Source organism: Actinomycetospora soli (assembly GCF_021026295.1).
In the GTDB taxonomy this organism is placed as follows: domain Bacteria; phylum Actinomycetota; class Actinomycetes; order Mycobacteriales; family Pseudonocardiaceae; genus Actinomycetospora; species Actinomycetospora soli.
This window is the reverse complement of sequence record NZ_JAJNDA010000004.1, coordinates 317,588-335,411: the sequence shown is the minus strand read 5'-3', so window position 1 is coordinate 335,411 and position 17,824 is coordinate 317,588. Positions and strand designations below refer to the sequence as shown.

20 protein-coding genes are annotated in these 17,824 nt (G+C 75.9%); 17 read left to right on the top strand and 3 right to left on the bottom strand.

Annotation, left to right across the window (positions count from 1 at the left end; genetic code table 11):
• Positions 1-79 precede the first annotated feature (79 nt).
• From LN037_RS08585 to LN037_RS08550, 8 genes are all read left to right on the top strand, one after another.
• Positions 80-805, top strand: a complete 726-nt coding sequence (locus tag LN037_RS08585) for an LOG family protein (RefSeq protein WP_230751616.1) — start codon at positions 80-82, stop codon at positions 803-805.
• Positions 802-1,341 (top strand): LOG family protein, encoded by a 540-nt coding sequence (locus LN037_RS08580; RefSeq protein WP_230751514.1) that lies wholly within the window; start codon positions 802-804, stop codon positions 1,339-1,341. The genes LN037_RS08585 and LN037_RS08580 overlap by 4 nt, the downstream gene beginning before the upstream one ends.
• Positions 1,338-2,270, top strand: coding sequence for a glucosyl-3-phosphoglycerate synthase (locus tag LN037_RS08575; RefSeq protein ID WP_230751513.1), 933 nt, complete (start codon positions 1,338-1,340; stop codon positions 2,268-2,270). The genes LN037_RS08580 and LN037_RS08575 overlap by 4 nt, the downstream gene beginning before the upstream one ends.
• A 41-nt stretch (positions 2,271-2,311) precedes the next feature.
• Positions 2,312-2,725 (top strand): DivIVA domain-containing protein, encoded by a 414-nt coding sequence (locus tag LN037_RS08570; RefSeq protein ID WP_230751512.1) that lies wholly within the window; start codon positions 2,312-2,314, stop codon positions 2,723-2,725.
• Positions 2,712-3,161, top strand: coding sequence for an SRPBCC family protein (locus tag LN037_RS08565; protein WP_230751511.1), 450 nt, complete (start codon positions 2,712-2,714; stop codon positions 3,159-3,161). The genes LN037_RS08570 and LN037_RS08565 overlap by 14 nt, the downstream gene beginning before the upstream one ends.
• Entirely contained in the window at positions 3,158-3,751 is a 594-nt protein-coding gene (locus LN037_RS08560; RefSeq protein WP_308286124.1) for a DNA-3-methyladenine glycosylase I, read from the top strand. Before LN037_RS08565 ends, LN037_RS08560 begins: the two co-directional genes overlap by 4 nt.
• Before the next feature lie 130 nt (positions 3,752-3,881).
• Positions 3,882-4,049: a DUF3117 domain-containing protein gene (locus LN037_RS08555; protein ID WP_018335229.1), complete on the top strand. Its 168-nt coding sequence runs from the start codon at positions 3,882-3,884 to the stop codon at positions 4,047-4,049.
• A 4-nt stretch (positions 4,050-4,053) separates the two neighbouring features.
• Complete coding sequence (locus LN037_RS08550; RefSeq protein ID WP_230751510.1) at positions 4,054-5,535, top strand: leucyl aminopeptidase family protein; 1,482 nt, start codon at positions 4,054-4,056, stop codon at positions 5,533-5,535.
• 19 nt (positions 5,536-5,554) lie between these two features.
• On the opposite strand, the gene LN037_RS33475 is transcribed toward LN037_RS08550, so the two are convergent.
• Positions 5,555-6,595, bottom strand: coding sequence for an O-methyltransferase (locus tag LN037_RS33475; protein ID WP_230751509.1), 1,041 nt, complete (start codon positions 6,593-6,595; stop codon positions 5,555-5,557).
• Positions 6,596-6,763: 168 nt separating this feature from the next.
• Here LN037_RS33475 and sigE point away from each other — a divergent pair, with 168 nt between their 5' ends.
• From sigE to tatB, 4 genes are all read left to right on the top strand, one after another.
• Positions 6,764-7,369 (top strand): RNA polymerase sigma factor SigE, encoded by a 606-nt coding sequence (gene sigE / locus LN037_RS08540; RefSeq protein ID WP_230751508.1) that lies wholly within the window; start codon positions 6,764-6,766, stop codon positions 7,367-7,369.
• Entirely contained in the window at positions 7,366-8,040 is a 675-nt protein-coding gene (locus LN037_RS08535; RefSeq protein WP_230751507.1) for a zf-HC2 domain-containing protein, read from the top strand. Before sigE ends, LN037_RS08535 begins: the two co-directional genes overlap by 4 nt.
• A 157-nt stretch (positions 8,041-8,197) precedes the next feature.
• The gene (locus LN037_RS08530; RefSeq protein ID WP_230751506.1) at positions 8,198-9,820 is read left to right on the top strand and encodes a trypsin-like peptidase domain-containing protein; all 1,623 of its coding nucleotides are present in this window, start codon (positions 8,198-8,200) and stop codon (positions 9,818-9,820) included.
• Positions 9,821-9,835: 15 nt separating this feature from the next.
• Positions 9,836-10,288, top strand: a complete 453-nt coding sequence (tatB, locus tag LN037_RS08525; RefSeq protein WP_230751505.1) for a Sec-independent protein translocase protein TatB — start codon at positions 9,836-9,838, stop codon at positions 10,286-10,288.
• Between the two features lies 1 nt (position 10,289).
• On the opposite strand, the gene LN037_RS08520 is transcribed toward tatB, so the two are convergent.
• Positions 10,290-10,778 (bottom strand): MarR family winged helix-turn-helix transcriptional regulator, encoded by a 489-nt coding sequence (locus LN037_RS08520; protein WP_230751504.1) that lies wholly within the window; start codon positions 10,776-10,778, stop codon positions 10,290-10,292.
• 77 nt (positions 10,779-10,855) lie between these two features.
• Between LN037_RS08520 and LN037_RS08515 the strand changes: the two genes are divergently transcribed.
• From LN037_RS08515 to LN037_RS08495, 5 genes are all read left to right on the top strand, one after another.
• Positions 10,856-11,734, top strand: coding sequence for a dioxygenase family protein (locus LN037_RS08515; RefSeq protein ID WP_230751503.1), 879 nt, complete (start codon positions 10,856-10,858; stop codon positions 11,732-11,734).
• A 452-nt stretch (positions 11,735-12,186) separates the two neighbouring features.
• Positions 12,187-13,920 (top strand): glycosyltransferase family 2 protein, encoded by a 1,734-nt coding sequence (locus tag LN037_RS08510; protein ID WP_230751502.1) that lies wholly within the window; start codon positions 12,187-12,189, stop codon positions 13,918-13,920.
• 35 nt (positions 13,921-13,955) lie between these two features.
• Complete coding sequence (locus LN037_RS08505) at positions 13,956-14,132, top strand: hypothetical protein (protein WP_230751501.1); 177 nt, start codon at positions 13,956-13,958, stop codon at positions 14,130-14,132.
• 17 nt (positions 14,133-14,149) lie between these two features.
• Positions 14,150-15,094: a polysaccharide deacetylase family protein gene (locus tag LN037_RS08500; RefSeq protein ID WP_230751500.1), complete on the top strand. Its 945-nt coding sequence runs from the start codon at positions 14,150-14,152 to the stop codon at positions 15,092-15,094.
• The gene (locus LN037_RS08495) at positions 15,091-16,545 is read left to right on the top strand and encodes a lanthionine synthetase LanC family protein (RefSeq protein WP_230751499.1); all 1,455 of its coding nucleotides are present in this window, start codon (positions 15,091-15,093) and stop codon (positions 16,543-16,545) included. Before LN037_RS08500 ends, LN037_RS08495 begins: the two co-directional genes overlap by 4 nt.
• 72 nt (positions 16,546-16,617) lie before the next feature.
• Here the strand turns inward: LN037_RS08495 and LN037_RS08490 are convergent, their stop codons facing one another.
• Positions 16,618-17,751, bottom strand: a complete 1,134-nt coding sequence (locus LN037_RS08490) for an Mrp/NBP35 family ATP-binding protein (protein WP_230751498.1) — start codon at positions 17,749-17,751, stop codon at positions 16,618-16,620.
• Positions 17,752-17,824 lie beyond the last annotated feature (73 nt).

Below are 17,824 nucleotides of genomic sequence, written 5' to 3'. Positions count from 1 at the left end.
CGTGCGCCGGGGCGTCCCTACGCTGGGCGTCGTGACGGAAGCCCGATTCGACGACCTGACGACGCCGCGGCCGACGACCATCGACAAGCGGCGCGCGGAGCACAAGGACCCGGCGCGGCTGTCCTCCACCACCGACCAGCGGCTGCTCGACTCCCGCGGCCCGGGCGACTGGGTGCACTCCGACGCGTGGCGCGTGCAGCGCATCCAGGCCGAGTTCGTCGAGGGCTTCTCGGTGCTCGCCGAGATCCCGCGCGCGGTCACCGTGTTCGGCTCCGCGCGCACCGCCCCGGACCACCCCGACTACGCCACCGGCATGGAGCTGGGCTCCGCCCTCGCCCGCGCCGGATACGCGGTCATCACCGGCGGCGGGCCGGGGATCATGGAGGCCGCCAACCGCGGCTGCTCCGAGGCCGGCGGCCTGTCCGTCGGCCTGGGCATCGAGCTGCCGTTCGAGCAGGGCCTCAACCCGTGGGTCGACCTCGGTGTCGGCTTCCGCTACTTCTTCGCCCGCAAGACGATGTTCGTGAAGTACGCGCAGGCGTTCGTGTGCCTGCCCGGCGGCTTCGGCACCCTCGACGAGCTGTTCGAGGCGCTGGTGCTGGTCCAGACCGGGAAGGTCACCCGCTTCCCCGTCGTGCTGCTCGGCTCGGCGTACTGGGGCGGGCTCGTCGACTGGGTGCGCACCACCGCCCTCGACCACGGCGTCATCAGCCCGAAGGACGTCGACCTGATCCACGTCGTCGACGACGTGGCGGAGGTCGTCGCGATCGTCGAGCGGGGCTTCCAGGACCTGGTGGAGCAGTGAGCTCGACGAAGGCCGTCTGCGTCTTCTGCGCCTCCGGCCCGGTCGGGGAGGAGTACCTCGCCCTGGCCCGCGACCTCGGCACGGCGATCGCGGGACGCGGCTGGACGCTGGTCTCCGGCGGCGGGCGCGTCGGGATGATGGGCGAGGTCACGCGCGCCGCGCGCGCCGCGGGCGGGCACACCCTCGGGGTGATCCCGGAGGGCCTCGTGCACCGCGAGGTCGCCGACGAGGACTCGACCGAGCTCGTCGTCGTGCCGGGGATGCGGGAGCGCAAGGCCGAGATGGACGCGCGGTCGGACGCGTGGATCGCGCTGCCCGGCGGGCTCGGCACGCTCGAGGAGCTGTTCGAGGCGTGGACCTCGCGCTACCTGCAGATGCACGACAAGCCCGTGGTCGTGTGCGACCCCGGCGGCTTCTACGACGGGCTCCTGGCCTGGCTCGACGGTCTCCGGGGCACCGGGTTCGTCGGGGAGGTCGCGCTCGCGACCCTCGTCCGGACGACGACCGTGGACGCGGCCCTGGACGCCTGCGCATGACCGACTGGTTCGCCCGACGGACCTGGGCGGAGCCGGCGTGGACGGTCGGCGGGCTCGCGGACGCGAAGGCGGGGCGCACCGTCTCGGTGGTGCTCCCGGCGCTCGACGAGGAGGCGACGGTCGGCGGCGTCGTGGCGGCGGTCCGGCCCCTGCTCGGGTCGCTGGTCGACGAGCTCGTCGTCGTGGACTCCGGTTCGACCGACGACACCGCACGGGTCGCCCGCGCCGCCGGCGCACGCGTGGTGAGCCGGGAGGAGGCGCTGCCCGGTGTCGAGGTCCGTCCCGGCAAGGGCGAGGTGCTGTGGCGGGGGCTCGCCGCGACGACCGGCGACCTGGTCGTCTACCTCGACGCCGACCTCGTCGACCTCGACCCCGCGTTCGTCCCCTCGCTGCTCGGTCCGCTGCTCACCGCGCCCGGCGTCGAGCTCGTCAAGGGCTTCTACCACCGGCCGCTGCGCCTCGGGGAGCACGACGCGGTCCGCGACGGCGGGGGCCGGGTCACCGAGCTGGTGGCGCGTCCCGCGCTCGCGGCACTGCGCCCGGAGCTCGCCGGCATCGTCCAACCGCTCGGCGGTGAGTACGCCGCGACGCGGTCGCTGCTCGAGTCGCTGCCCTTCGCGGGCGGCTACGGGGTGGAGATCGGGCTGCTGCTCGACACGCTGGAGCGCCGCGGGCTCGACGCCATCGCCCAGGTCGACCTCGGCGTGCGCAAGCACCGGCACCGCTCGCTGCGCGAGCTCGGCGTCACGTCCGCCGAGGTGCTCGGGGCGGTCCTGCGGCGCAGCGGCGTCCCCGACGCCGGGCCGGGTCGGCTCCGGCAGTTCGTCCCGGTCGGGGGGCACTGGCTGCCCGAGGACCACGCCGTCGCCGCGCACGATCGTCCGCCCCTGCGTGCGCTGCGCGCGTGTGAGCACTTTCCGTCGCGATAGCCACGGAACGTGCTCACACGGCCGGAGGCCACAATGAGGCCATGGGCAGTGCTCTGGTGTACGTCCTCGTCGTCGGGGCGGTCGCGGCGGTCGTCTACCTCGCCACGTCGCTGCTGGCCGGGCGGGGGGAGGAACTGGCCCCCATGCCCCCCGGCGCCACGCCCACCCGGCTGCCGGCGCGGGACCTGCTCGGGTCCGACGTGCGGGGGCTGCGGTTCCAGCAGGCGTTCCGCGGATACCGGATGAGCGAGGTGGACTGGGCGCTCGACCGGCTGGCCGCCGAGGTCGACACGCTGCGGTCGCGGCTGGCGGTGTACGAGGGACCCCCTCGCGCCCGCGACGCCGCCGACGCGGGGGACGACCCGGAGCCGGACACGGTCGTCGACCCCAGTCCCACCGACCCGACGGTCGGAGTCGGTGGAGCCGCGAAGGGACCCGCACATGGCAACGCGTGACATCACGGTCGGCGTCGACATCGACGCGCCGGCCGACGTCGTCTGGAAGGCTGTCACCGACTGGGAGGGCCAGAGCGAGTGGATGCTCGGCACCGGGGTCCGGGTGACGAAGGGCGACGGCGTCGGGGTGGGCTCCGAGCTCGCGGCCACCACCGGCGTCGGCCCGCTCGGGGTCACCGACACGATGCGCATCGTCGGCTGGGATCCGCCGCACCGGGCGACCGTGGTGCACACCGGCTCGGTGGTGCGCGGGTCCGGCACCTTCACCGTCATCGAGATCGGCCCGGGACGTTCCCGGTTCGAGTGGGGTGAGCGGCTCGACCTGCCGCTCGGGGTGCTCGGCGCCCTCGGGTGGCCGCTGGTCTCGCCGGTGTTCGCGCTGGGGCTGAAGTACTCGCTGCGCAAGCTCGCGTCCCGCTGCGAGGCCGAGCGGTGACCACGCCGCCCGACGACGCCGTGCTCGGGGAGGACGGCGTCGCCCGGTGCCCGTGGGGTGCGCAGGACCCGCTGCTGCGCGAGTACCACGACACCGAGTGGGGCCACGTCCTGCACGGCCGCGACGCGCTCTACGAGCGGCTCTGCCTCGAGGCGTTCCAGTCGGGCCTGTCGTGGCTCGTCATCCTGCGCAAGCGCCCCGCGTTCCGGGAGGCGTTCGCGCGGTTCGACGTGGACGCGGTGGCGGCCTTCGACGAGGCCGACGTCGAGCGGCTGCTGGCCGACGCCGGGATCGTCCGGAACCGGCAGAAGATCGAGGCGGCGATCTCCAACGCGGCGGCCGTGCTGCGGATCGAGGCCGAGGGGCCGGGCCTGGACGCCCTGCTGTGGTCGTTCGCGCCCGACCCCTCGCCGGCGCCGCCCCGCACGCTCGGCGAGGTCGCCGCGACCACGCCGGCGTCCACCGCGATGGCCTCCGAGCTCCGCCGGCGGGGCCTCCGGTTCGTCGGTCCGACCACCGCGCACGCGTTGATGCAGGCCACCGGCATGGTCGACGACCACCTCGTCGGGTGCTTCCGCGCGACGCGCTGAGCGACACACCGATGCCGATGATCGCTCCGGTGTCGTGCCCCGCGACGGAATGGGGAAGAATCGTCGCGCGGTGTGCAGTGTGCCCGGACCGGGTTCACTGCCACGACGACCATGCGGAGGGAGCACGACTATGGCGGCCATGAAGCCCCGGACCGGAGACGGTCCCCTCGAGGTCACCAAGGAGGGGCGCGGCATCGTGATGCGCGTGCCGCTCGAGGGTGGGGGCCGGCTCGTCGTCGAGATGACCGCCGACGAGGCGGGCGATCTGCGGGAGGCCCTCTCCTCGATCTCGTCCTGACCCGGTGAGTGCCCCGCTGACGGCGCCCTTCGCCGCCCCGACGCTGCCCACCCCGCTCGCGGAGATCCGTCTCGTCGATCCCGGGGCGGGACCGTCCGGGGCGGCGCTGGTGCGTCTGTGCCGGACCGGCGACGACGCCGGCGCCCCGGCGGACGCCCCGAGCGGCTGGGTGCCGTCCGCCGGTGCCGTCGCCGCGCTCGTGCCAGACGAGGGCGCAGGCCGGTGGCTCGTCGGTGCCGGCGCGGGCGGCGCGAAGGACTGGCGCGGTGCGGGTGCCGCCGCGGTGCGGGTGGCGAGCGGTCGCTCCGAGCCCGGCGTGCTCTTCGGCGCCGGGGACGAGGGGCCGGCGCGGCTGCACGTCGTTCCCGACGACGGGGTGTCCCCCGACTGGTCGGCGCTGGCCACCGGCCTGCTGCTGGGCTCCCACCGGTTCTCGGTGCGCTCGGCGCAGCCCGCCGCGGCTCCGGTCGTGACGGTGGAGATCCCGTCCGACGAGCGACCCGCCGTGGAGCGGGCCCTGGTGCTCGCCGGCGCCACGGCCATCGCCCGCGACCTCGCCGACAGCCCGTCGGGGGCGAAGTCCCCCGCGTGGTTCGCCGAGCAGGCGCTCGCCGCCCTCGCCGCGGCCGACGGCGTCGGTGCCGTGGTGCGCGACGAGCAGTGGCTCGCCGAGCAGGGGTTCGGCGGCGTCCTCGCCGTCGGCGGCGGCTCGTCCCGCCCGCCGCGGTTCCTCGAGCTCACGTGGGCCCCGGCGTCCGCGACCCGGCACGTCGTGCTGGTCGGCAAGGGCATCACCTTCGACACCGGCGGCATCTCGATCAAGCCGAACGCGGGCATGGCCGACATGCGCACCGACTGCTCGGGCGGCGCGGCCGTCGTCGGGGCGCTCGCCGCGGTCGCCGCGCTCGACCTGCCGGTGCGGGTCACCGGCCTGGTGCCGCTCGCGGAGAACCACGTGTCCGGCTCCGCCTACCGGCCCGGGGACGTGGTGCGGCACTACGACGGACGCACCACCGAGGTCACCAACACCGACGCCGAGGGCCGCATGGTGCTGGCCGACGCGCTCGGCTACGCGGTCGCGACGCTCGCCCCGGACGTCGTCGTGGACGTCGCGACCCTGACCGGCGCGATGAAGGTCGCGCTCGGTGTGCGCACCGGCGGCCTCTTCGCGACGACCGACGACCTCGCGGCGGCGCTCGCCGAGGCGGGCGCCGCGACCGGCGAGGCGTGGTGGCGGGTGCCCCTCGCGGCCGGCCACGACCCCGACGTCGACTCGCAGCTCGCCGACGTGCGCCAGGCGCCACCCGGCCCCGGCGGCATCGTCGCCGCGCTGTTCCTCCGTCGCTTCGTGGGCGACGTGCCGTGGGCGCACCTCGACATCGCCGGCCCCGCCCGCTGCGACGCGCCGCACGAGGAGGTCGCCAAGGGCGCGACCGGCTTCGCGGCGCGCACGCTCGTCGAGTTCTGCGCCCGCCGGGCCACCTGACGCTCGGAGCGGGGTGTGCTCAGCCCAGCAGCGAGGCGCAGAGCAGGCCGTCGGACACGGGCAGTAGCAGCGGGGCGAGGCGCTCGTCGGTCCGCACCATCCGCACCGTCTCGCGCAGCGCCGCCGAGATCGCGTCGCGGCGGGCGGGATCGGTGACGCGGCCCGTCCAGCAGACGTTGTCGAGGACGACGACGCCGCCCGGGCGCAGCAGCCGGACCGCCTCGGCGAGGTAGCGCGGGTACTCGACGGTGGCCGCGTCGACGAGCACGAGGTCGTACGCGGAGTCGGAGAGCCGGGGCAGCACCTCGAGCGCCCGCCCGGTGATCATGCGGACCCGGCCCGAGCCGAAGCCGGCCTCCGCGCACGTGATGCGGGTCAGCCGCTGGTGCGTGGCCTCGGTGTCGATGCTGGTCAGCAGCCCCTCCCGCGGCATCCCCCGGAGCAGGCTGACGGTGCCGATCCCGGCGCCCGTGCCGATCTCGACGACCGCGCGGGCCCGACCGGCGGACGCGAGGAAGGTCAGGGCGGCCGCGGCGCCGGCCCCGATCGGGACGATGCCGTGCTCGGCCGCCCGCTCCCGGGCCGTCGTGAGGACGTCGTCCTCGGCGGTGAAGTGCTCGGCGCGCGCCCGCAGCCGTTCCCGCTCGCCGGCGCCCTCGTCGAGGTCGACGTCCTCCACCGGGAGGGGACCGACCGGCTCGACCGGCTCCGACCCGACGTCGGGAAGATCGGCCGGGACGAGCCGGGGGAGGGTCTGCGGCGTGGTGGTCGGCTCCTCATCGCCCGGGCGGGGCCGCCCCGCGAACGAGGTGCTGGGCAGGCGCAGCGGCCCGGTCGGGACGCGCGGGTAGACCGGGATCCGGGCGGTTCCGCGCCCCGGACGGTGGGGGCTGCGCCGACCGGCGTCATCGTGCGGCCGCGGCGGCGTCCGGACGGGTGGTGGGGCGACCGGCGGGGTCGTCGGCGGAGCGGCGGGGGGCGGCGGGGTGGCGGGATCGGGACCGACGACCCGGAGCGCGCGCACGCGTCGTGTCCCCTCGCGACCCCCGTCCTCGCTCACGGGGACCAGGCTAGATCGGGAGGCCGCGTCGATCACCGCGCCGCGCCGCGCGCGTCCGGATGGTGGCACCCGACGGCGTGACGACCGTCGCGTCCCCGGCGCGCGTTCCTCAGCGCCCTCTCAGACGACCCTCACCCCCGTGTCATGACCGGACGGGAGGGTGGGCCCATGACCGAGACGCTCGCCGCGCGCCCCGACCACCGCGAGGGGCACGTCCCGGGCTTCGCCACGGACGAGCAGGCCTGGACGCCGCCGTCGTGGGACGACGTCGTGCGCGAGCACGCCGACCGCGTGTACCGCCTCGCCTACCGGCTGACCGGCGACGCGCACGACGCCGAGGACCTCACCCAGGAGACGTTCATCCGGGTGTTCCGCTCCCTGGCCGCGTACAAGCCGGGCACCTTCGAGGGCTGGCTGCACCGGATCACGACCAACCTGTTCCTGGACATGGTGCGCCGCCGCGGGCGGCTGCGGATGGAGGGCCTGCCGGAGGACACCGACCGCCTCCCCGGCGGCGGCCCGGATCCCGAGCAGGTGTTCTCCGAGGCGCACCTCGACCCCGATCTGCAGGGCGCCCTCGACGAGCTCGCGCCGGAGTTCCGCGCGGCCGTGGTGCTCTGCGACGTGGAAGGTCTCTCGTACGAGGAGATCGCCGCGACCCTGGATGTCAAACTGGGGACCGTGCGCAGCCGAATCCACCGGGGCCGGCAGGCCCTGCGCAGTGCCCTGGAGCGTCGACGGGCGGACGCGGAGCGGGCGGGAGCAGGGGCGTGATCGGCCGCGCCCCGGGGACGCCCTGGTCGCGTTGGTCGGACTCGGGCCACCTGACCCTCGACGCGATGGTCGCCTTCGTCGACGGTGAGCTCGGCGAGGCCGCCGCCGGCCGGGCCGCGGCCCACGTCGACCACTGCCTCACGTGCGCGGGCGAGGTCGCCGCGCAGCGGCAGGCGCGGCGCCGCCTGCGCGCCGCCGACTGTCCCGGAGCGCCGTCGGCGCTCCTGACCTCGCTGCGCAACATCCCCGACAGCGCGGAGCTGCCCGAGGCGCCCGCCGGGCTCGGCGTGGACGCCGAGGGCCGCTTCGTGGTGCCGGCGGAGGACCCGCCCGCGCGCCGCGGCCGCCGCGGTGGCGGCGGTCCCCGTTCCCGACGACGGGTCCTCCCGGCCGTCGTCGCGTCCGGTCTCGTGGCCGGGGCGGCCGCCGTGGTCGGGCCCGTGCTCGCCGCGGGCGCGGTGCCGGCCGCTCCTCTGCCCGGCCGCGCCCCGAGCGCCGGTGCGTCGCTCACCGCGGCACCGCCCGCCGTGGGGGAGCGCGGCAACCCCGTCGCGGGCGCGGTCGTGCAGGACGCCGTCGCCCGCGCCGCCACGCCGACCTCCACCACGCCGGCCGCACCCACCGACGTCACGCACGGCCCGGACGCCACCCGGGCGCGCCCGTCGTCCTGACCGCTCCTTCACGGTCCACCCCGGACGATCGGGTGGTGTCGCCCCGGGAGTCGTCCGCGCTCTACCGTGACAGGACGATGACCACCCACCGCGCGCGCCCGATCACGCCCGGCATGCCGAGGACGGCCTCGCCGGTGTCGTCCCGGAGGGCGCACCCATGAGCAGCCCCTGGTCGCGGAACGCGACGACGGAGTGCCCCGACGCGTCCCCGGAACCGGACGCCGGGTCGACCGAATCCACCGGGTCGACCGGATCCGCCGGGTCGACCGGTGAGTCCGAGGCAGGGCCGGCCGGGCCGACCAACGGGCACCGCAACGGCCACCCGCACACGAACGGCCACACGAACGGGCACGCCGACCTCGCGGCCGACTTCGGCCGGCCCGCCGGGGCGGCCGGGTCCTTCGCCGACCGTCCGGCCACCGCGGAGCCGTCCGCGCCCACGGGTCCGCGCGAGCCCTCGGTGGCGCTCGCGGGCGCGTTCGGCCGGCCCTCCGACGCCGCCGAACCGCTCCAGCGTCCGCGGGAGACCCCGCCGGCCGCGGGGGACACGCGCGACGACTTCTGGTCCGGCGACGCCGCGACCCGCGACCCGTGGCGCGACCCCGAGGCCGCGGTCGAGCTGGGCGCCCCCGCCGTGCGCGAGAGCGGGCCGGAGCCCGACCGCCGGGCCACGGGACCCCGCCTGTCCGCCCGCGAGCTGCTGTTCGGCCGCCGGGTCGCGCCGAGCGCCCTCGTCCTGCTGACCGTGCTGGCCCTGGCGGTCGGCGCGATCGGCGGGGTCGTCGGCCACCTGACCGCCGAGGCCACCGACACGATCGTCGACCCGGGCGCCACCCTCGCCCAGGTCGACGCCGGCAAGGAACGCCCGGCGGGATCGGTCGCCGACGTGGCGGGCCGCGTGGTGCCCGCCGTCGTCTCGATCGAGGTGCGCTCCGGCACCACCGGCGGCACGGGTTCGGGCGTCGTGGTCGACCCGCGCGGCGACATCGTCACCAACAACCACGTCGTGTCCCTCGCCGCGACCGACCCCCGCGCGACGCTCGAGGCCGTGTTCGCCTCGGGGACGCGGGCGCCGGCCCGGATCGTCGGGCGCGACCCGCAGACCGACATCGCGGTGATCAAGGTCGACGTGGCCGACCCGGTGGTGGCGCAGCTGGGCCGGTCCGCGGACCTCCGCGTGGGCGACGGCGTGATCGCCATCGGCTCACCCCTCGGGCTCGCCGGCACCGTGACCACGGGCATCGTCAGCTCGCTGCGCCGGCCCGTCCGCCTCGACGCCGAGACGGCCAACGTCAACCCGGTGATCGACGCGATCCAGACCGACGCGGCCATCAACCCCGGCAACTCCGGCGGCGCCCTCGTGGACTCGACCGGCGCCGTCGTCGGGATCAACACCGCCATCCGCACGCTGGGCGGCAGCGACTCCTCCGGGCAGGGCGGGTCGATCGGCCTCGGGTTCGCGATCCCGATCGACGACGTCAAGGTCATCGCGGAGTCGCTCATCCGCACCGGCTCCTTCGTGCACACCGACCTCGGGGTGAACGCGAAGTCGGTCACCGACGGGACCTCGGACGGCGCGCAGGTGCTCAACGTCGTGCAGGGCGGCCCGGCGTCGCGCGCGGGCGTGCTCGAGGGCGACGTGGTCACCCGCGTGGACGAGCGCCCGATAGCCTCGTCGGACGAGCTGGTCGTCGCGATCCGGGAACACCGCCCCGGGGACACGGTGACCCTCGGGGTCGTCCGCGGGGGTCGGCCCCTGTCGCTGCAGGCGCAGCTGTAGGACCGGGAGGGTCGGGTGTTCGAGAGCGTCGGGTGGGGCGAGATCCTCGTCCTCGCGCTGATCGGGCTGTTCGTGCTCGGGCCGGAGCGGCTGCCCGGCGCCATCCGCTGGGTGGCCGACACCATGCGCACCGTCCGCGAGTACGCCGCGGGCGCCCGCGACCAGCTGCGCAACGAGATCGGGCCGGAGTTCGACGAGTTCCGCAAGCCGCTCGAGGACCTGCGGGAGATCCGGAACCTGGACCCGCGCGCGGCCGTGCGGCGCTCGCTGCTCGACCCGGTGCAGGACGGCACCTGGACCGGCGCCGCGACGCCGGCCGACGCGGCCCCGGTCCCCGTGAACGGCACGAACGGGGCGGCGCACGGCCTCCCCGCCGCGGGTGCGGGCGGCGTCGTCAAGGGACAGTCGGACCGGGCGAAGCCGCTCGCCCCGGGCGAGGCGGCCCCGTTCGACCCCGACGCGACGTAGGTCAGCAGCCCTGGCTGAGCGGGTTGGCCCGCATCCGGCCGCCCGGGTCGACCCGGCGCAGGATGGCGCCGGCGATCTCGTCGAGGTCGGCGATGTGGTCCGGGCCGACGGCGTCGATCACGAGCCGCCGGACCTCCGCGGCGTGCCCCGGTGCCGTCGCCACCACCTTGTCCCACCCGGCGTCGGTCAGCCGCGCCATCGTCACCCGGCCGTTGTCCGCGCAGGGCCCGCGGGCGACCCAGCCCTGCTTCTCCAGCCGCGACACCACGTGCGAGAGCCGGGAGAGCGACGAGCTGACCATCGACGCCAGCTCGCTCATCGGCATCGTGCGCCCCGGGGTCTCGGAGAGCATCGCGAGGACCAGGTAGGAGAACTGGGTGAGGCCGGCGTCGCGCTGCAGTTGCGCGTCCAGGGCGGCGGGCAGCAGCGTGAACACGGCAGCGGTGCGGCGCCACGCGCGCTGTTCGTCGGCGGTCAACCAGTCGGCCATGTCACCACGCTACACTTGATGCTTCAACTGTGCACGTGTAGCGTCGGCGCCGAGCCACCCCGCACCAGGAGTCCGTCATGAGTTCCCCGTTCGACACGGCCGTTCCCGGCGCCGCCTTCGACGCCTTCATCGGCCCGGCCCGCGACACCGCCTCGGGTCGTCGGCCCTGGACCCCCGCCGACGGTCCCATGCCGGCGATCTACCTCTCCCACGGCGCGCCGCCGCTCTACGACGACGGCGGCTGGATGCGGGACCTCTTCGGCTGGGCGCACCGCATGCCGCAGCCGCGCGCGATCGTCATCGTCTCCGCGCACTGGGAGTCCGCGCCGCTGACCCTCTCCGCGCCGGAGGAGGGCACGCCGCTGGTCTACGACTTCGGCGGCTTCGCGCCGCGCTACTACACGATGACCTACGCGACGCCGGACGCGACGACCCTCGCCGACCGGGTCGCGGGCCTGCTCGGCGACGGGACCGAGCAGGTCCACCGCTCCGCCCGCGGGCTCGACCACGGCGCCTGGGTGCCGCTGTCGGTGATGTACCCGAACGCCGACGTCCCGGTGCTGCAGGTCTCCATGCCCGACGAGGACCCCGAGCGGCTCATGCGCATCGGCGCCCGCCTGCGCGAGCTGCGCCAGGAGGGCGTGCTGGTGGTCGGCTCCGGCTTCATGACCCACGGCCTGCCCTTCCTCACCCGCGACATGCTCCGGGGCGACGCCGTCCCGGGCTGGACCGACGACTTCGACGCCTGGGTCTCCGACGCCCTCGCCCGTGGCGACGTCGACGAACTCCGCCGCTTCCGCGACGCGCCGGGCATGCCCTACGCGCACCCGACGGCCGAGCACTACGTCCCGCTGTTCGTCACCCTCGGCGCCGCCACCGACCCGGAGGCGCCGGTGCGCACGGAGATCGACGGCATGATGTGGGGCCTCTCCCGGCGCTCGTTCTCCCTCGCCTGAGCCGTCCCGACGGCGGGTCGGGGCCGGCTCGGCCGCAGGGCCGTCTCCCGGCCCGTCGCCCGGCCCGCCCCGAGGACGACGGGGGGCGGGTTCCGGGCGCCCGCCGGGCTGCCCGGTGTGCACCTCGGGTGGGTCGCGCGGGGCTCGTGGGACGTGCTCGGCCGTCCGGGGGAGACCCGGCGTCGCCCGCTCGGCCGCTCCCGCTGAGCCGGTGTGCACCTCTGGATCGTGACGACCGGTACATCCGTGGCCAAACCGTGATTCCGGTGTAACACTCGGACCGTCTGTGACTATATGGGACATGTCGGCATCGATCGGGCGATGCCGATGGGGTGACGAGTCGGTCGGGAGACACCATGCGTCAGGCTGGGGGAGGGCATCGCACCGCGACCACGGTGCTCGATGCTCCGACCGGTGGCATGCGGCGCTCTCGTCCGGCCCATTCGCCGCGGGTGACGGTCGCCCAGCTCCTCGCGGCCCAGCTCGAGGACGAGCAGGCGCCCACCACGCAGCTGCGCGCCACCGAGCTCGCGGACCGGATCCCCGGCGCCCGGGCGGGGTCCGGGCCGCTGCCCGTCGTGACCGCGGGGTCGGCCGTCCGCAGCGCCCCGGCCGTCGACGAGACGCCGACCGTGGCCCCTCGAGGCGCCCGCCCGACCCCGGGCCCGCGCCGCTCCAAGCACGCCGCCCGGCCAACGCCCACGCCGCGTCCCACCCCGACGTCGGCGCCCCGCGCGACGGCCGCGCACGCCGCCGCCCCGCCCGCTCCGGCGCCGGCCACGCACGCCGCCCCGCCCGCTCCGGCGCCGGCCACGCACGCCGCCCCGCCCGCTCCGGCCTCGGCCGCGTCGACGGCTCTCGCACCGGCCGCCCCCGGCCCCTCGACGCCCGCGCCCGCCCGTTCCGCGCCGGCCCCGCGCGCCACCCCGGCGACGACCGCGCCCGCCCGTCCTGCGCCGGCCCGGCGGGCCACCCCGGCGCCGGCCACGGCGACGACCGCGGCCCCCGCCCGGCCGACGCCCGCGCCCCGCCCGACCACCGCGCCCGCGGCCGCCGCCACGCCCGCCCCGGCCGCTGCAGCCGCTCCGGCGGAGCGCCCGACCGGCCGCCGGACCCGTCGTCGGGAAGCCTCGACCGCGGTCACGAGCCTCGTGGTGCTCGTCCCCGCGCACGACGAGGAGGACGGGATCGCCGACACGGTCGAGGGCCTGCTGGCGCAGGAGACGCCGGAGTGGCTGGAGATCGCCGGCATCGTCGTGGTGGCGGACAACTGCACCGACCGCACCGTCGAGATCGCCCGCCGGTACCCCGTGACGGTCATCGAGACCGAGGGCAACACCGAGAAGAAGGCCGGCGCGCTCAACGAGGGCTGGCGGCGGGCCGCGGGCGACGCCGACCTCGTGCTCACGATGGACGCCGACACCGTGCTGCGGCCCGGCTGCGCCGCGGCGATGGCCGAGGAGCTCCGCTCCCGGCCCACCCTCGGCGGCGTGTGCGCCCGCTACTGGGCCGCCCCCGGCCGCGGGCTCGCCTGGCGCCTGCAGCGGCTCGAGTACGCCCGCTACGACGACCTGCGCGAGCTGCGGAGCTGGCGGGTGAGCGTCGCGAGCGGTGCGGCCGCGATGTACCGGCGCGAGGCGCTGGACGAGGTGGCGCGGGGACGGCCGGGCTCCGGTGCTCCCTGGGACGGCACGTCGCTCATCGAGGACTACGCGCTCACCCTCGACCTGAAGACCGCCGGCTGGACCGTCGGCGCCGCCCGCGGCGCCCACGTGCTCACCCACCCGCCGACGAGCTTCCGCGAGCTGTGGGTGCAGCGCCTGCGCTGGGGCCGCGGCGGCATGGACGAGTGCCTCAAGCGCGGCTGGGGTCCGGCCACGCGGCGGGACATCCTGTCGTACGGGCTCTTCGTGCTGAGCGTGTTCTTCCGGGTGCTCTTCGTGACGATGATCGTCCTGATGATCACCCACGCCATCCCGTTCCGGTACGCGCTGATCGGGCTGGTCCCGCTCGGCGTGATGTGGCTGGAGCGGGTCACCTCGATGTGGCGTCTCCCCGGACGCACCGCGACCGACGTCGCGATCGTGGCCGTGCTGGTCGTCGAGGACCTGTACGGCTTCTTCCTCGAGTTCTGCGCGGTCGTGGCCGCGTGGCGCTGTCTGCTGGCCCGACGACAGGGCTGGTAGGCCCCCTCCCCTCGCTCCCCACCGAGAGGCACACGATGTACGGCGAGTCCCTGTACCTGACGAGCGGCGTCACCGGCGGCGCCACCGGGATGGCCCTGGCGGCGACCCAGGGCGTCAGCGCGATCGCGGTGATCCTCACCGGGGTCACGGTGGCGTTCACGCTCATGCTGCTCGTCCGCATCGCGCGCCGCGGCGCCCGGAACTTCCGCTGAGGGAGCGGACCGGGCGGGTGCAGGGCGGCAGGAGACGGCGGGACACGTCGTCGCAGGAGACGACGCTGCTGGGCGTCGCGGCGCTGGCGGCCGAGGCCCGGACGGGGCCCCGTCGTCGTGGGAAGAGCGCCTTCGACGTGCGCCGGCGGCGGACGCTGGTGACGGTCACGATCCTCGTCGTGCTGCTCGGCGGCAGCGTGGCCGGGTTCGCGACGTGGCTCGCGGGTGCCGACGAGGCGACGGCGGCGCCGCCGAGCGTGCAGGAGGTCAGCGTGGTCGGGCCGCGCTACGAGCCGACGGCCGCCGACCGGGCCCGGACACCGACGCGCGTCACGCCGGCGACCCCGCTCGTCGGACTCACGTTCGACGACGGGCCCACCCCGGAGCGCACGCCGTTCGTGCTGGACGTCCTGCGCGCGAAGGGCGCGAAGGCCACCTTCTTCTTCCAGGGCGACCAGGTCGAGAAGCACCCGGACATCGCCCGCCGGGCGCTCGCGGAGGGCCACGCCGTCGGGCTGCACTCCTACGAGCACCTGTACTTCCCGGAGCTCGACCCGCAGCGCGCCCGGGAGCAGATCGTGCGGTCCGAGGAGATCCTCACCCGGGAGCTGGGCGTGCGGCCGACGATGTGGCGCTACCCGTTCGGCGAGTCCTCGCCGGCCGCGGACGCCGTGCTGGCCGAGCGGCGGCTCGTCGGGAACGTCGGTTGGGACTGGCGCTCCAACCTGCCCGGCGACTTCGAGTGCGCGGGCGCGGACGGGCTCGTCCGGCTGATCATGACCGAGGCGAAGGACCAGGCGGTGATCCTGCTGCACGACGGCGGGGACGCGATCAACTGTCCCGACCCGCAGTGGCAGTACCTGCCGCGGGCCATCGACGCGCTGCGGGCCGAGGGCATGGAGCCCGGCGTCGTGGTGCCGACCGGTCGGGCCCGGCCGCTCGTGGCCGTGGTGGCGCCGTGACGCGCGTGCTGCTGCTGGTGGCGGTCCTGGCCCTCGCCGCGGGGTGCGCGTCGACCCCGGCGCGCGAGGACACCGCGGTCCCGTCCCCGAGTCCCGCCGCGGCGGCCGTCCCGGCGGACGTGGCCCGCGGGCTGGACGCGCTGATCGCGACCGCGGAGTCCGGCCCCTCGGGCGGGAGCGCCTGGCCGAGCGTGATCCAGGCGCCGCACCGCCAGGTCGACCGCGACGTGGGTGTCGCGGGCGTCGCCGCGGGGCTGCTCGCGGTGGCCGACGGCGCCCCGGAGGGGTCGGTGCGGGACCGCTCGCTCGACACCGTGCGCGACGCCGCCGACTTCCTGGTCGCCGCCCAGCGGGGCGCCGGCCGGTTCCCCGACTACGTCGACCCCGACGGCGTGGCCGGGTACGCGTACTCGTCGTACGACGACGGCGCGGCCGGCATCGCCGACCTGCTGTGGACGGCGGGGGAGCGGCTCGACGAGCCGCGCTACCGCGACGCGGCCCGGGCCGCCACGGCCTGGCTGGTCGAGCGCGCCGAGGACGTGCCGGGCGCGCCCGCGTGCCCGGCGGTGTGCCGGTGGGCCTGGAGCGACGACGGCTCGCCGTCCTACCGCAACGGCATGGGCGAGGGGCAGGCCGGGATCGTCTACGCCCTGAGCGTGCTGGCCGACCGCACCGGCGATCGGCGGCTCGCCGCGTACGCCGCGGGCGGCGGCGCCTACCTGCTCTCCCAGCAGGGTCCCGACGGCGGGATGCCCGAGCGCGCCGACCAGCCCGCCCGCAACACCGGCTTCCTCTCCGGGGCGGCGGGCGCGGCCTTCACGTTCCTGCGGCTCCACCAGGCCACCGGCGAGGCCCGGTGGCGCGACGGTGCGGAGCGGGCGCTGGACTTCCTCGACCGCACGGCGGTCCCGGCGGGCGGCGGGACCACCTGGCCGATCTGGGTCGACCCGGCCGGGGTCCCGGGCAACCCGCGGCGGGCCACAGGCATGGAGGAGGGCGCGGCCGGCATCGGGTGGGTGTCGCTGCAGGCCGCGCAGATCCTCGACGACGAGCGGCACCGCGAGCGCGCGGAGGCGGCCGGGCGGTGGCTGCTGGCGGTCGCCCAGGACCGCGACGGCGGGACCTCCTGGCCGGAGTACGAGGGCAGCCCGATCAGCCACCTGTCGACCAACTCCGGGGCGGCGGGCACCGGCTGGTACCTCGACACCCTCGCCCGCGTCACCGGCGAGTCGACCTACCGGGACGCGGCGCTCGGCGCGCAGCGCTGGCTGAGCGCCTCGATGCGCCCCGACGGGACGTGGCCGTCCAACGTCACCGACGGCCGGCCGCGTCTGCTGGGTGAGCCGTCGTGGCACTGGGGTTCGGCGGGCATCCTGGCGTTCCTCGCCCGGATGTCCGGGGGCCCCGTCGACAGCCCGGGCATGCAGCCGCCGCTGGTGCCGCTGGGGTGATCCGGGCGTCAGCCGTGGGCCACTGCTGTCAGTGGACGTCAGCCGTGGGCCACGGCTGACGTCCGGCCGGGCTCAGCGCCCGGCGGGCGAGATGTTCAGCGACATCCCGGCGAGCCCGCGGGCGCGCACGGTGAGGCGGTCGGCGACCTTGCGCAGCGCCTCGCCGGCCGCGGACTGCGGCGCGGAGAGCACGAGCGGCACACCGGCGTCGCCGCCCTCGCGCAGGCGCGTGTCGATCGGGATCTGGCCCAGCAGCGGGACCTCGGAGCCGATCGACTTCGTCAGCGAGTCGGCCACGACCTGACCGCCGCCGGAGCCGAACAGGTCCATGCGCGACCCGTCGGGCATGTCCATCCAGCTCATGTTCTCGACGACGCCCACGAGGCGCTGCCGGGTCTGCAGCGAGATGGCCCCGGCGCGCTCGGCGACCTCGGCCGCCGCCTGCTGCGGGGTGGTGACGACGAGCAGCTCGGCGTTCGGGATCAGCTGCGCGACCGAGATCGCGATGTCGCCGGTGCCGGGCGGGAGGTCGAGCAGGAGGACGTCGAGGTCGCCCCAGAACACGTCGGCGAGGAACTGCTGCAGCGCGCGGTGCAGCATCGGGCCACGCCACACGACCGGGGTGTTGCCCGGGGTGAACATGCCGATCGAGATGACTTTCACGCCGTGCGACTGCGGCGGCAGGATCATCTCGTCGACCTTGGTCGGCAGGTCCTCCGTGCCGAGCATGCGCGGCACCGAGTGGCCGTAGATGTCCGCGTCGACGACGCCGACCTTCAGGCCCTTGTCGGCCATGGCCGCGGCGAGGTTCACCGTCACCGAGGACTTGCCGACGCCGCCCTTGCCCGAGGCGACCGCGTACACGCGGGTCATCGAGCCGGGCTGGGCGAACGGGATGACCGGCTCGTCGGCGTCGCCCTTGACGGTCTTGCGCAGTTCCCGGCGCTGCTCGTCGTTCATGACGTCGAGCTCGACCGACACGGCGGTGACGCCGGAGACCGCCGACACGGCGTTCGTGACCCGGCTGGTGATGGTGTCCTTCATCGGGCACCCGGCGACCGTCAGGTAGACCGCGACCTCGACCTTGCCGTGGTCGAGGACACGGATGTCCTTGACCATGCCGAGCTCGGTGATCGGACGGTGGATCTCGGGGTCCTCGACACCGCCCAGAGCGGTGCGGATCGCCTCGACGGACGGTGCAGCCATACCTCGATGCTACGTGTCGGTACCGACCGTCCCGTTGCTCGGACCCGTGTGCTCCAGCACCCGGCCCAGCGCC

What these genes read in the sequence shown, in the direction of transcription:
- LN037_RS08575 (WP_230751513.1), top strand. Translation starts at nt 1,338, where the DNA reads ATGACCGACTGGTTCGCCCGACGGACCTGGGCGGAGCCGGCGTGGACG.
- LN037_RS08570 (WP_230751512.1), top strand. Translation starts at nt 2,312, where the DNA reads ATGGGCAGTGCTCTGGTGTACGTCCTCGTCGTCGGGGCGGTCGCGGCG.
- LN037_RS08565 (WP_230751511.1), top strand. Translation starts at nt 2,712, where the DNA reads ATGGCAACGCGTGACATCACGGTCGGCGTCGACATCGACGCGCCGGCC.
- LN037_RS08555 (WP_018335229.1), top strand. Translation starts at nt 3,882, where the DNA reads ATGGCGGCCATGAAGCCCCGGACCGGAGACGGTCCCCTCGAGGTCACC.
- sigE (WP_230751508.1), top strand. Translation starts at nt 6,764, where the DNA reads ATGACCGAGACGCTCGCCGCGCGCCCCGACCACCGCGAGGGGCACGTC.
- LN037_RS08530 (WP_230751506.1), top strand. Translation starts at nt 8,198, where the DNA reads ATGAGCAGCCCCTGGTCGCGGAACGCGACGACGGAGTGCCCCGACGCG.
- LN037_RS08520 (WP_230751504.1), bottom strand. Translation starts at nt 10,778, where the DNA reads ATGGCCGACTGGTTGACCGCCGACGAACAGCGCGCGTGGCGCCGCACC.
- LN037_RS08515 (WP_230751503.1), top strand. Translation starts at nt 10,856, where the DNA reads ATGAGTTCCCCGTTCGACACGGCCGTTCCCGGCGCCGCCTTCGACGCC.
- LN037_RS08505 (WP_230751501.1), top strand. Translation starts at nt 13,956, where the DNA reads ATGTACGGCGAGTCCCTGTACCTGACGAGCGGCGTCACCGGCGGCGCC.
- LN037_RS08490 (WP_230751498.1), bottom strand. Translation starts at nt 17,751, where the DNA reads ATGGCTGCACCGTCCGTCGAGGCGATCCGCACCGCTCTGGGCGGTGTC.